This is a genomic window from Arthrobacter sp. BF1, assembly GCF_056680215.1.
Map to the genome: position 1 here is coordinate 879,631 of NZ_CM155271.1, position 12,338 is coordinate 891,968.

Consider the following 12,338-nt stretch of genomic DNA (forward strand, 5'->3'; position numbering starts at 1 on the left):
GGGCCGCAGCCGTGCGGCCTTACGGGCGGGCTTAGACCGGCACGCGGAAGATGAATGTGGTGCCCTCGCCCAGCTTGCTTTCCACTTGAATGGTGCCGCCGTGGGCCTCCACAATCGCCTTGCTGATGGACAGCCCCAACCCAACCCCGGGGATGGAGGTCCGGCGTACACTGCTGGTCCGGAAGAACTTTGAGAACACTTCGGCCTGGTCCTCGCTGCTCATGCCCATCCCGGTATCGCTGACGCGGCAGGCCAGGTGGCCGTCTTCCTGAGCCAGGGACACCACCACGTTCCCGCCGTCGGGCGAGTATTTGATGGCGTTCGAGACCAGATTGTCCAGCACTTGGGAGATTCGGGGCCCATCCACGTGGGCATCCAGCCGGGCTGGCGCGTCAGCTTTGAGTACCACCCGGGCGGCGTCAGCCTTGGGCATGGCCGCGGAGACGCTGGCACGCACCAGCTCGGCAACGTCTACGGCATGCGGCGTCACGATCAATTGGCCGTTCCTGGTGGCGAGCAGGTCCGATACCAGAGTCAGCAGTCGCTCTGAGTTGCGCCTGATGATGGTCAGCGGCTCCAGCTGGTCCTCCCGGGGTTCGTCCTCCAGCAGGATTTCCACGTAGCCCAGGATGGACGTCAGGGGCGTCCGGAACTCGTGGGACACGCTGGAGACGAATTCGTCTTTGGCGGCCAGCGCATTCACCAGGTCGGTCACGTCGCTGAACACAATCACCGAGCCCGCGAACTGGCCGTCCGAGTCTTTCATGGCACGGGCACTGGTGGTGATGGCCCGCTGCTCCTTCCCCTCTCCCAGCCAGACGAGGTAGTCCGTGAAGGTCTCGCCCAGGACAGCCCTGCGCACCGGTCGCTCCGCCACGGGAATAGATGTGGTGCGGTCAGGGGCGAAGACCAGCAGCTGCGTCTCGTTCGGATCCTCGATGTTTGCGGGGCGTGCTAGTTCGTGGTTGGCGCGCTGTTTCCGGTTCATCAGGATGTCGTGGCCGTCTGCGTCCACGGCCAGGACACCGATGTTCACGGTTTCCAGGACGGAGTTGAGCAGCGCCTCCTGCTGTTTGGTGCCGCGGAGGCTGTCCTGGAGTTGCCCGTCCTTTTCCTCAAGGGTCCGCTGCTGGCGCATCATGCTCAGGGTCAGGACGCTGACCGACACGCCGATGCCCAGCATCATGACGGGCAGGAGCAGGGACCTGGCCAGGCTGGGGCCGGAAACATCCCCGTGGATGAACAGCGGGACCCAGATGATGGCCAACGGCGCAAGAAAGGACAACCACAGTGAAATCCGTGGATAGTAGCCCGACGCGCAAAGCCAGATGACGGGGAAGACCGACAGCAAGCTGATGCCGGTCAGGCTCTCCTGCCCGCCCTCCCGGCCCACCGCGATTGAGATGAAGTCCAGGAGGGGTATGACCAGGAAGCTGGTGTACGGGAGCCGGTCCCACGGCACCAGGTAACACAGCGCCATGATGGCCAGCTGGGACAGAAGGAACGCCACGAACAGCGGGTTGTCCATGGTCCCTGAGAAGAACGCCCACATGAGGAACGCCGTCAGGAGAGTAGTAATGAACAGTGGCGTCTGGCTGAGGACTACCTTGTCGGTGAGCCGGTATTCGAAGAAAGGGCGACGGAAAAACCGCAGCCGGCCCGTCGCCCACGCTACTGGCTCAGTCATGAACGGCGGCCAGAAGGGTGGGAGTTGTGAGACGCATACCAACAGGGTATCGGCAGCGGGCTATACTTCTCACGTTGTCAAGCTGGCTGAGGGGGCTTGTATGAGTGAAGCACGAGTGGGCCTGGTCATCGAGGATGACCAGGATATCCGCGAGCTGGTCCGCGCGGTCCTGACCCAGGCTGGGTTTGACGTGAGCGTTGCCGCCAGCGGAACTGAAGGTGTTTTGGCGGCACGATCGCTGAATCCGGATGTCATCACGCTGGATCTGGGATTGCCGGATATTGACGGGTTTGAGGTCTCCCGGCAGATCCGTGAATTCTCGGACGCCTACATCGTGATGCTTACGGCACGGGCAGAAGAACTGGACACGCTGATCGGTCTCGAGTCCGGGGCGGATGACTACCTCACCAAGCCGTTCCGCCCCCGTGAGCTCCGGGCTCGGATTGCGGCGATGATGCGCAGGCCGCGCTCGGGTCCTGAACCGGTGGAGGATGGCCCGGCGGGGGAGCAGCTGGGCGATCCCGGAACCGGCCACTACAGCCACAATGGCCTCGACCTGACGTACGCCTCACGCTCCGTCACCGTGGACGGCGAGGAGCTCAACCTGACGCGTACGGAGTTTGAACTGCTCTACGCGCTGCTCGAGGCGGGACGGACTGTCCGGACCAAATCGGATCTGGTGCGTCGCCTCCGGGACGAAGATTACGACGTCGGAAGTTACATCAGCGAGGCAGACGAGCGGTCCGTGGAGGTCCACATGGGCAATCTGCGGAAGAAGCTCGGCGATTCACCACAGCGTCCGCGCTGGCTGCAGACGGTCCGCGGCGTCGGCTACCGCTTGGCGCCGGCGGAGCGCTGAGACTCCAGGCGGTTTAGCGTCTGGCGGCAGCAGAGGTTGATGGGCCGGAGGTAGTCGGCGGCCAGTTGCGGCAGCGCGACCGAGGGCTCCTTGCGGGGTGAGCCCTCGCGGATGGAGCGTTCAAGGTCTATGGCCAGCCCGGCCAACCTTTCTGCGCCCACCATCTGGCTTGACGTCTTGAGGCTGAGGACAGCGTCAACGGCTCCTGGCAGGTCGCCTGTGGTCAGCGCCAGGCGAAGCCTGCCGATCCGGACGGGTAAATAGTCGATGAAATTGCCCACAAAAACGGTGCAGTAACCCTCGTCCTCAGCGAGCTCATCACGGAGGCGGTCAAGGACCGAAGGATCCACCAAGGGGCGCCCTGCATCGTCGGAGGGAGCCATTCCTATCCTTTCCGCGTGTGTCGCCCACTCCAGAAAGCTGGGGTGGAGGCGTGGGTCGTCTTGCATCTTCAGGGTAAATCGCTTCCTTTGCCCGGAGGTCCTCCGGGATCAAGGCATAGGGGTTTTTTGTGGAGTATGCGGGTTTGCCGTAAGAGTTCATCTTTGCCGGTGCCGATCAAGTCGGGCGCGGGCAAACACTCAAGAATGGCTCAAGTTCAGGCGGACGCTGCGTGCGCGCCGAGAAACGCCACCAGTTGGGCTTCGAGGGCTGAGCCGTCCTTGAGCTCGCACTCCCAGACGGTGAGTACCTCCCAGCCGGAGGCTTCCAACTGGCGGCGTTGCTGGTCGTCGCGCTCCCGGGTCCGGGACCGCTTGGCTTCCCAGAAGGCGGCGTTCGCCTTGGGAGCATGCTGGCCCGCGCGGCAGTCGTGGAAGTGCCAGAAGCAGCCGTTGACGAAGATGACTTTGCGCCGGCCCGTGAAGACCAGGTCCGGGTTTCCGGGCAGGCGGATGCTGCCGGACTTGCCGTGGAGCCGGTACCGGTATCCCTTGGCATGCAGGAGGCGGCGCACCAGCAACTCCGGCTTGGTGTTCTTGCCCCGGATGCGGGACATGTTCCAGCTACGCTGCTCGGGCGTCAGCCTGTCCGACATGGTTCCAGTCTAGGAGTTCCTAGATTTCCCGTTCCGGCTGTTCGCCCAGTTCAAAATGGCGACCGCTGACGGAGGTGGGCACAACCTCCACGTAGAAATCCTTGAGCGTGGGCACCCAGGTTTTCAGGCCCAGCTCTTCAACGGCGGCGAGTTCCGCTGAGTTGCTCAGGACCCGTGCCGTTCCCCTGAGCACCACCGACCACGCTTCATCAGAGAGAATGCCGTCTGTTTCCAGCAGGACACTCGAGTTGATGGTGAGCTGGGCCAGCTTGTTTCCCGGTGCCGTCCGGAGGTAAATCTTCCGGTCCGAAGCGAGGTAGTTGACCGGGAAGATGTCCGGTTCGCCGGCAACGGAGACCACCAGCCGGCCGTGCCGGGTGGCTTCCAGGAGTTTCCAGGACTGCTCGTCGTTGAGTTCCAGGACGGGCTGGCCGTCGGAGTGCGTGTACATCATGGGGCCATTGTTCTACGTTCAGTAGAAGAATTCTAGGGCTGGGTGTGGGAATTTCTTTTGTGGCCGCTTAATCTGCGCTGTGGCCAGGCGCGGATCTTTGTGACTTCTTCGGGGACCCGCGCGGTGGTAGAACCGATGCTTGGTGCCTGTGGATAACTTTGATCGCTCTGATGTGTCCTGGGCTACCCTTAGATCATTGTTCGGAGCGAGGCGTCTTGAAACTATCGGGGGATTAGCTGCCCATGACATCGCATACCTTCTTCACCGCGACGCACCTGCGTGCCGCCACTGTCGCGACGGTGGCGGCGGCGGCCTTGGCGCTTTCCGGCTGTAACGCCGGTGGCGGGCCCGGTGCAACGGACACCGCATCGCCCGCGGTCTCGCAGACGCCCAGCGCTACTCCCACACCAACCCCGACTGCCACGCCGGCCTACGTGCCGGCGTCCGCCAGCGGCCGCGCCCAGAACGTGCCGGTGCCGGTACTTCCCGAGGTGGCGAAGACGGAGACGAAGGAAGGGCTGGAGGCCTTCGCCCGGTACTGGTTTGAACAGCTCAATTTTGCATATCAGACTGGGGACACTAGTGGAGTACAAGCCGTGACTTCCCCCGGTTGCGAATTTTGTGCGAACATCACGAACTCTCTGACCACAAATTATCAGGGGGGACGCTGGCTGGTCGGGGGCAAGATTGTGGTCCCCTCCTCAGCGAGTACGTTTGAGCGTGGCGACGATGGAAGCTACCAAGTGGTCGTTCAGGTGCAGCAGGCGAGCATAGGTTACTACGACCCGAGCGGAGCAGAGTTTAGAGCCGCAACTACTCCGTCAGATAGCGGTAACGTCCTGCTGGTGAGATTTGAAGACACAGTGTGGCGCGTTTCCGGACTCCATCCACTGCGCTAATGGCGATAGGTCAGGTTTTTCAGTGGCTCTCGACGTTGTCACTTGTTGTTGGGCTCAGCGTTGCAGTTCCTCCGCTGCCTCCAACGGTGCCTGGGAGTGGAGCGGACTCCGGATTTCAGAACGCCGGTATCGGCGTCATGGTGTGGGTCCACGATCCTTCAACAGGCAAGATCAGACGGGCAGAGCCGGGGGAGCTAGAGCGCGACCCGAATCAGTACAAGTACGAACTTCAATGCCACCTTGGTGGAGGGGATTTTGACACGGTCTGCCTCGGATACCAGTTGAAGTGTGAAAAGGGTCCCGAGGGGACTGAGGGCATTCCTGTTATCTGGCTAAAGGCTCCGGCCGGTGTGGCTAACCCAGTGTGGGCGATCCATTCCGGCCCCACCTGTCTCTACGATGCCCAGCCTGAAGACCTCTTGCCACGAATAGCGGCCGATATCCAGCGGCAGTTCGAGAGCCTGCCGATCAACGCCGGCACTGTCGTCGCGCAGCCGAGTCCACACACGCTCCGTGGTGCCGAAACGAACTTCTACACCAACGCAGCGGAGCAGCAGTTCGACGTCACGATGTTCGGGCAGAAAGTTCATGTCGTTGCCACGCCGGTTCAGTACACCTGGAACTACGGCGACGGCACCGTGTTCGGCCCTCAGCCATCGATGGGCGGCCCGTTGCCGCAGGAGCGCTGGGGCGAGAAGACACGAACCAGCCACGTTTATGCGCAAACAGGCGACTTCCAAGTGGTCCTTACCACGTCATTCCAAGGCACCTACTCCGTGAACGACGGACCGCCGCTGCCCATCCCCGGCCAAGGCCAGTTCAGCGCGCCGCCGCAAGCCATCAGTGTCTGGCGGTCCATCACCCGAAACTACGCCGACGACTGCAACGTGAACCCCCAGGGACAGGGTTGCCCAGGGGTACCGTCAGCGCACTAACCACTCCCCGCAATCAGGTGTGACGGTCCTCTCGACCGGAATAGATGCAGTCCCTAACCAGTTGCGCACAGCAGAACTAATTCACTTTGAAAGGAACTGCCTGTGCTGTTTTCCCCGTTGACTCTTGGTGAGCTCGAACTGTCCAACCGCCTGGTGATGGCGCCCCTGACCCGTCTTCGCGCGGGTCAGGAAGGTGTTCCCGGCCCGTTGCTCGTGGAGCATTACCGTCAGCGCGCGTCCCTCGGCCTGATCATCAGCGAGGGCACCTATCCGAGCCCGGCCGGCCGCTCCTACGCGGGCCAGCCCGGACTTGTCACTGATCGGCAGATCGCCGGTTGGAAGAAAGTCACCGACGCCGTTCATGCCGAAGGCGGCCGGATGTTCGCCCAGGTGATGCACGGTGGACGCGTGTCCCACGAGGACATCACCGGTGGCCACACCATCGTGGCCCCGAGCGCCGTGGCCATCGGCGGCGAAGTCCGCACTCCGTCCGGCAAGAAGCCATTCCCCGTGCCGCATGCCTTGACCGGTGACGAACTGCCCGTGGTGATGCAGGAGATCGTGACGGCCGCCCTCAGTGCCATAGACGCAGGCTTCGACGGCGTGGAGCTGCACTCAGCCAACGGCTACCTCCTCCACGAATTCCTCGCGCCCAGCTCCAACGTCCGCACGGACAGCTACGGAGGGTCGCCGGAAAACCGTGCCCGCTTCGTCATCGAGACGGTCAACGCGGTGGCGGCGGCAGTGGGTGCCCAGCGCGTCGGCATCCGCATTTCACCCGAGCACAATGTCCAGGGCGCCATTGAAGCAGACGCGGCAGATGTCCGCGCCACTTACGAGGTGCTGGTAGACAGCATTGCGCCGCTGAACCTCGCCTACCTCAGCGTCCTCCACCAAGACCCCACCAGCGAGTTGGTGCAGGACCTCCGGGCGCGCTTCAACGGCACGTTCCTGGTGAACTCCGGCTTCGGCACCGTGACCACCCGCGAGGAAGCGGCCGCTCTGGTGGCCGACGGCCACGCTGATGCTGTGGTGGTGGGTCGCCCCGCCATCGCCAACCCGGACCTGGCGCGGCGGTGGAAGGAGAACCTTTCCTTGAACGAACCGGACCCGTCCACGTTCTACGCAGACAGCTCTGCGGGCTACACGGATTATCCCGTGCACTCGGCCTGACAGCCGATGGGTCGGCAAGACCACTGATTTAACGACGACGGCGGCACCCTGCTTGGGTGCCGCCGTCGTTGGCTGCTCGGTGTGCTGTCCCGGCAGCTCGAGCCGAAAGCCATCCGACGGCTGTGGGGCTCTTTTATCAGAAGAATGCTCGCTCGGCCCTGCACAATGAGCGGTAACGCCAGAATACTCCAGCGAATGGATTATCGCTAGGCCTCTACATAAAAGCTTCCCGGCCGGTTCCTTCCCGCATCACCAGTTTGTCGTCCTGGATGGACACGAGCAGGCTTTTGGGCTTTCCGCTGACTTTGGTGATGGCCTTCAGGCCGCGGTTGGTGACCTCAACGCCGACCTGGGCACCTTTGGCCGGGAGTTCAACGGATGCTTCGTAGGCTTCGCCGATGAGCGGGTTGGTTGAGACACCAATATCGCGACGGACCTCCTTGCCGTTGACCATGACGGTGATGTTGGCCTCGTCGAATCCATCCTGAAAGACGATGAGCAGTTCCCGCATGGCGGCCTCTTCCTCGAGAGTAATTCCCTGTGACTGCATATCCACTACAGCACTTCGCGGCCCGCAGTGGAATACCCGGCCGGCCGCGTCCCCCGGACCCGGATGGAGGCGGCCGGGCCCGTAAGGCAAAATGTTCTGGTGACCACCCAACTTCCGCATGCCCCGTCCGCACCCGCGTCCGCCGATACCTCGGACAGCGCCATCCACGCCCAGATCGCTGCTGAGCTCGGCGTGAAGACCTGGCAGGTGAAAGCCGCCGTGGAACTGCTCGACGGCGGGTCCACCGTCCCGTTCATCGCCCGCTACCGCAAGGAAGCCACCGGGACGCTCGATGACACCCAGCTCCGCGAGCTCGACGAACGCCTGCGCTACCTCCGCGAACTCGAGGACCGCCGTCGTACTGTCCTGGAGGCGATCGCCGCGCAGGGCCAGCTGACCGCGCAGCTGCAGACGGCGATCCTGGCCGCGGACACCAAGTCCCGGCTGGAGGACATCTACCTTCCGTTCAAGTCGAAGCGGCGCACCAAGGCGCAGATCGCCCGCGAAGCCGGCCTTGAGCCACTCGCCGACGCGCTGCTCAAGCGGCCCGACCTGGACCCCGAACGCGAGGCAGCCAAGTATCTGAACGCCGAGCATGCCGTCGGCGACGCCGCAACCGCGCTCGCCGGTGCGCGTTCCATCCTCGTGGAACGCGCGGCCCAGGACCCGGACCTTGCCGCGAACCTGCGCGAGCGGCTGTGGAGCCAGGGGCGGATGGTGTCGCGCGTGAAGAAGGGCAAGGAGTCCGAAGGGCAGAAGTTTGCCGACTACTTTGAGTTCACCCAGGTTCCCTCAGGAATGCCATCGCATCGCGTCCTCGCCCTGCTGCGCGGCGAGAAGGACGGCGTCCTGGAGCTGGATCTCGCCGAAGCTGATCCGAATAACGACGCCGCCCTCGCCGCCGCCCGTGCGCGCTATGAGGCTGCGGTGGCGAGGTGTCTCGGAGTGGCGGACCGCGGCCGGCCCGCCGACGCATGGTTGATGCAGACCGCGGAGATCGCCTGGCGCTCGCGGGTGCTCGCCAGGCTGACCTCCGACCTTCGCGGCCGCATGTTCACGGCCGCCGAGGACGAGGCGGTCCGGGTGTTTGCCGCAAACCTGCGCGACGTCCTGCTGGCGGCGCCTGCAGGCAACCGCGCCACCCTGGGCCTGGACCCGGGGCTGCGGACCGGCGTGAAGGTGGCCGTTGTGGACGGTACCGGCAAAGTTGTGGCCACGGACACCGTGTACCCGCACGCGCCGGCCCGGAAATGGGACGAAGCGCTGGCCACCTTGGTGGCCCTGTCACGGAAGCATGAGGTTGAGCTGGTGGCCATTGGCAACGGCACGGCGTCCCGCGAGACGGACAAGCTCGCCGCGGAACTGATCAAGCTGCTGCCCGCAGCCGAGAAAAAACCACAGAAACTGGTGGTTTCCGAAGCGGGGGCCTCGGTGTATTCGGCGTCCGCCCTCGCCGCCGCGGAGCTTCCCGGCATGGATGTCTCCCTACGCGGCGCGGTTTCCATCGCCCGGCGGTTGCAGGATCCACTGGCCGAACTGGTGAAGATTGATCCCAAATCCATCGGCGTCGGGCAGTACCAGCACGACGTCACGGCATCGAAGCTGGACCGCAGCCTGGACGCTGTGGTGGAAGACTGCGTGAATGCGGTGGGCGTGGACGTGAACACCGCTTCACCGGCGCTGCTCAGCCGCGTGGCCGGCGTCGGGCCTCTGTTGAGCGAAAACATTGTGGCCTACCGGAACGAACACGGGCCGTTCGCCAAGCGCAGCGAACTGAAGAAGGTTCCGCGGCTGGGGGCGAAGGCCTTTGAACAGTGCGCCGGCTTCCTGCGGATCACCGGGGGAGCGGAGCCGCTGGACGCTTCGAGTGTGCACCCCGAGGCGTACGCGGTTGCCCGGAAAATCCTGGTTGCGGCCGGCCCTGCGCCGGCCTCGTCCCTGGACCCACGGACCTTTGTGGACGGGACGTTCGGCCTGCCCACGGTCCAGGACATCCTGGCCGAGCTGGACAAGCCGGGACGCGACCCGCGGCCGGCCTTTGCTGCGGCGACGTTCTCCGAGGGCATCGAAAAGATCTCTGACCTCAAACCCGGCATGGTGCTCGAGGGGACTGTAACCAACGTTGCCGCGTTCGGTGCCTTCGTTGACGTGGGAGTGCACCAGGACGGCCTGGTACACGTGTCCGCACTGGCAAACCGATTCGTCTCCGACCCGCGCGAAGTGGTCAAGTCGGGGCAGGTTGTGCGCGTGAAAGTGCTGGAGGCCGATCCGGAGCGGAAGCGGATTTCGCTGACGTTGAGGCTCGACGACGAGCTGCCGCCCTCCGTCGGCAACCCGCGCGGAAACGGCAACCCGCGCGGAAACGGCAACCCGCGGGGAAACGATGCCCAGCGTGGCGGGCGGAACGCAGGCGAGCGGGACAGCGGCTCCGCCGGCGCGCGACGGCCCGGCGCCTCCGGTGGGCCCCGCCCCCGCAGTCAGAACGTTGAACCGGAACGGGGAACGTCCCGCAAACGTCCCGACCATCGGCCTCAGGCGAGCATGCCGGCTCCTGTCGATACCGCCATGGCGGAGGCGCTTCGGAAGGCCGGCCTCGGCAAGTAACCTGTCAAGCCGGTTGGACGCCTGGCCACGGTAGCGTCGGGGCCAGCCAAAGCCGCTAAGGAAGCAGCACGCGGGGGCGCCCGAACTGGGTCCGAACTCCGGGGGAGAAGAGGACAGAGTCAGGGGGACCGGACACGTTAATTCCCGAGGCGCTGATCAGTTCGTCGTTGAGTCTTGTCACCTCGGCCCGGTGAAGGGGCCACGCCGCATGCGTGTTGGGAACGTACAGCGTGTGGCGCCCGACGGTGGTGTGGAGGCCGAACCTCGCTGTCAAGTGAACGGACAGCGGATCGGCAGCGACCGTGTCCAAATCGGGTACGGCGCCGAAGTCGCTCCGCGCCCCGTCCCTGAACCGGCGGACAGTGAAGCCGATGGAGTCATCTATCTGCGACCGACGGAAGCCCGCGCGGGACCAGACGTAGGGGATTCCCGCCGCCCGGGCCGCCAAGACCACAGGCAGCCGGTTGGCGTCCAGGCTCAGGAACACCACGCCTCGGGTGCCATCCTGTTCCCGGGAGTAAAGGCGGACATTGATCTCGTCGAAGTTCCCGAAGTAAGGTATCGCGGGACCGCTGCCGAGCCCGGCCTTCCGCATGCGGAAACCTATCAGGCCCACCCAGGACGAGCCGTCGAAAACGTCAGGTACCACCCCGGGCGGCATGAAGTGTGCTGCTTCGGCTTCAGGCAAACGCCAGTGCAGGAACAGGGCATCATTCCATTGCTGGTCCATAATGATGGGCCCCGGCAGTTGGGGCGCGTCCGGCCAAGGATCCAGCTTCTTCGGTTGGGAAATCGCCACTCCTGCTGTCCTTACTGCGTTTGCGCCGGTGGGGGATTAAGCGTCCGTTCGCGCCGTACCGGCGGGTGCTTTCTGCCACGGCCATCGTCCTGTGATTTCCAGCTCCAGCGAGAAGCTTAGGAAGGTACGGATGAGAACGATGATGGCCAACACCCCGACGCTCTCGAAGGTCGGCGTCACGGCAACTGTCCGAATGATGTCGGCTGCCACCAGAAGCTCCAGGCCCAACAGGATGGACCTCCCCAACAGTTGCCGATAAGCGCGGTAGACCGTCAGCTTCTCGGCCCCGGCCGGTAGTTTTCGCGGCTGGTAACCGCGCAAGGCCATCGGAATGGACACCACAGCGCCGATAACCATCACGGATACCCCCGCCAAGTCCATGAACTTGCCCACGGCCTCGATGATCTGCTGGAAATCCACCCTGCTCCTCGTATGTCACGTGACCGTCACCCCTTGGAAGGGGCGCCTTACGACAGCAGCCTACGGGTGACGGACTCCGGTGCGTGCCAGAACCGCGCGGTAACCTTCCCGGAACGTCGGGTAGGCCAACTCGAGCCCGGAAGCCCGGAGCAGCGCGTTGCTGCAGCGCTTGTTACCGCCGCGGGCCTCGCCTGCCGGACCAACGGGTGGCTCGAGATACCCCATTTCGCCGGCAAGGAACCGCAGGACGTCGCCCAGATCTGCCGGATCGTTGTCCACGCCAACATAGATTGGGGCGGGGTCGGCGGCCATCGAAGCCAAATGCACGATCGCCGCAGCGGCGTCGTCCCGATGGATTCGGTTGGTGAACCGCGGCTCGTCGGGAATGAGGGCAGTACCGCTCCGGACCTGGTCAATCAGACGCGTCCGCCCCGGACCGTAGATCCCGCCGAGCCGCAGCACCACAGGTGCAGAACCGGTGCCGCGCAGCCGCGAAAGCAGGAGTTCCTCCGCCTCGCGGAGGACGCGCCCGGAGAATCCCCCAGGCGCCACCGTCGTACTCTCATCAACCCAGCCGCCGGCAGCGTCCCCGTAAACCGCGGTGGAGGACACAAACAGCACCCGCCGGGGCTTGACGCCGTCACGCTTCAAAGCATCGAGGACGTGGGTTAGCCCGTCCACGTACGCGGCCCGGTAGGCCGATTCCGTGGGGGAGTCCGCGGCAACAGCGACGACGACGGCGGTAGTGTCCGCCGGGACAGGTGGCAGATCCGCAGAGCCCAGGTCAGCCGCCACGCCTTCGATCGCCGCCGGCAGCTTTTCCGGCGAACGTCGCCAGCCCACCACCCTGTGCCCTGCGGCGGCGAACCGCAGCCCGGCCTCAGTTCCCAGATCGCCACAGCCGGCCAGGAGAATCGTCATG

At 64.4% G+C, this 12,338-nt stretch carries 14 protein-coding genes; 5 read left to right on the forward strand and 9 right to left on the reverse strand.

Annotated elements, in window-relative coordinates; translation table 11 throughout:
* Positions 1 to 31: 31 nt before the first annotated feature.
* Positions 32 to 1,687 (reverse strand): sensor histidine kinase, encoded by a 1,656-nt coding sequence (locus tag AC1MCD_RS04215; RefSeq protein WP_498676129.1) that lies wholly within the window; start codon positions 1,685 to 1,687, stop codon positions 32 to 34.
* A 100-nt stretch (positions 1,688 to 1,787) separates the two neighbouring features.
* Between AC1MCD_RS04215 and AC1MCD_RS04220 the strand changes: the two genes are divergently transcribed.
* Positions 1,788 to 2,546, forward strand: coding sequence for a response regulator transcription factor (locus AC1MCD_RS04220; protein ID WP_498676131.1), 759 nt, complete (start codon positions 1,788 to 1,790; stop codon positions 2,544 to 2,546).
* On the opposite strand, the gene AC1MCD_RS04225 is transcribed toward AC1MCD_RS04220, so the two are convergent.
* The 4 genes from AC1MCD_RS04225 to AC1MCD_RS04240 all read right to left on the reverse strand — a co-directional run bounded on the left by AC1MCD_RS04225 (position 2,519) and on the right by AC1MCD_RS04240 (position 4,460).
* On the reverse strand, positions 2,519 to 2,929 hold the full coding sequence (locus AC1MCD_RS04225) for an Hpt domain-containing protein (protein WP_498676134.1): 411 nt from the start codon (positions 2,927 to 2,929) through the stop codon (positions 2,519 to 2,521). The genes AC1MCD_RS04220 and AC1MCD_RS04225 overlap by 28 nt on opposite strands.
* A gap of 215 nt (positions 2,930 to 3,144) precedes the next feature.
* Positions 3,145 to 3,582 carry a very short patch repair endonuclease gene (locus AC1MCD_RS04230; RefSeq protein ID WP_498676137.1) on the reverse strand — a complete coding sequence of 146 codons (438 nt, stop codon included), beginning with the start codon at positions 3,580 to 3,582 and terminating at the stop codon, positions 3,145 to 3,147.
* A 19-nt stretch (positions 3,583 to 3,601) separates the two neighbouring features.
* Positions 3,602 to 4,036 carry a pyridoxamine 5'-phosphate oxidase family protein gene (locus AC1MCD_RS04235; protein ID WP_498676139.1) on the reverse strand — a complete coding sequence of 145 codons (435 nt, stop codon included), beginning with the start codon at positions 4,034 to 4,036 and terminating at the stop codon, positions 3,602 to 3,604.
* A gap of 232 nt (positions 4,037 to 4,268) precedes the next feature.
* Positions 4,269 to 4,460 (reverse strand): hypothetical protein, encoded by a 192-nt coding sequence (locus AC1MCD_RS04240; protein WP_498678507.1) that lies wholly within the window; start codon positions 4,458 to 4,460, stop codon positions 4,269 to 4,271.
* Between the two features lie 49 nt (positions 4,461 to 4,509).
* Between AC1MCD_RS04240 and AC1MCD_RS04245 the strand changes: the two genes are divergently transcribed.
* The 3 genes from AC1MCD_RS04245 (at position 4,510) to AC1MCD_RS04255 (ending at position 7,043) form a co-directional block, all read left to right on the forward strand.
* Positions 4,510 to 4,935, forward strand: a complete 426-nt coding sequence (locus tag AC1MCD_RS04245; protein ID WP_498678171.1) for a DUF6318 family protein — start codon at positions 4,510 to 4,512, stop codon at positions 4,933 to 4,935.
* A gap of 350 nt (positions 4,936 to 5,285) precedes the next feature.
* Positions 5,286 to 5,870, forward strand: coding sequence for a PKD domain-containing protein (locus AC1MCD_RS04250; RefSeq protein ID WP_498676141.1), 585 nt, complete (start codon positions 5,286 to 5,288; stop codon positions 5,868 to 5,870).
* Positions 5,871 to 5,972: 102 nt separating this feature from the next.
* Positions 5,973 to 7,043, forward strand: a complete 1,071-nt coding sequence (locus AC1MCD_RS04255; RefSeq protein ID WP_498676143.1) for an alkene reductase — start codon at positions 5,973 to 5,975, stop codon at positions 7,041 to 7,043.
* 214 nt (positions 7,044 to 7,257) lie between these two features.
* Here AC1MCD_RS04255 and AC1MCD_RS04260 read toward each other — a convergent pair whose 3' ends face one another.
* Positions 7,258 to 7,554: a hypothetical protein gene (locus AC1MCD_RS04260; RefSeq protein WP_498678174.1), complete on the reverse strand. Its 297-nt coding sequence runs from the start codon at positions 7,552 to 7,554 to the stop codon at positions 7,258 to 7,260.
* Between the two features lie 102 nt (positions 7,555 to 7,656).
* On the opposite strand from AC1MCD_RS04260, the gene AC1MCD_RS04265 reads away from it, so the two are divergent.
* A complete protein-coding gene (locus tag AC1MCD_RS04265; protein WP_498678175.1) occupies positions 7,657 to 10,197 on the forward strand; it encodes a Tex family protein in 2,541 nt (846 codons plus the stop codon).
* 55 nt (positions 10,198 to 10,252) lie between these two features.
* Here the strand turns inward: AC1MCD_RS04265 and AC1MCD_RS04270 are convergent, their stop codons facing one another.
* The 3 genes from AC1MCD_RS04270 to AC1MCD_RS04280 all read right to left on the reverse strand — a co-directional run bounded on the left by AC1MCD_RS04270 (position 10,253) and on the right by AC1MCD_RS04280 (position 12,337).
* Positions 10,253 to 10,927, reverse strand: a complete 675-nt coding sequence (locus AC1MCD_RS04270; protein WP_498678176.1) for a YqjF family protein — start codon at positions 10,925 to 10,927, stop codon at positions 10,253 to 10,255.
* Positions 10,928 to 11,032: 105 nt separating this feature from the next.
* Positions 11,033 to 11,416 (reverse strand): DUF1622 domain-containing protein, encoded by a 384-nt coding sequence (locus AC1MCD_RS04275; RefSeq protein WP_282330909.1) that lies wholly within the window; start codon positions 11,414 to 11,416, stop codon positions 11,033 to 11,035.
* Between the two features lie 60 nt (positions 11,417 to 11,476).
* A complete protein-coding gene (locus AC1MCD_RS04280; RefSeq protein WP_498676145.1) occupies positions 11,477 to 12,337 on the reverse strand; it encodes an SDR family oxidoreductase in 861 nt (286 codons plus the stop codon).
* Position 12,338: the final 1 nt, after the last annotated feature.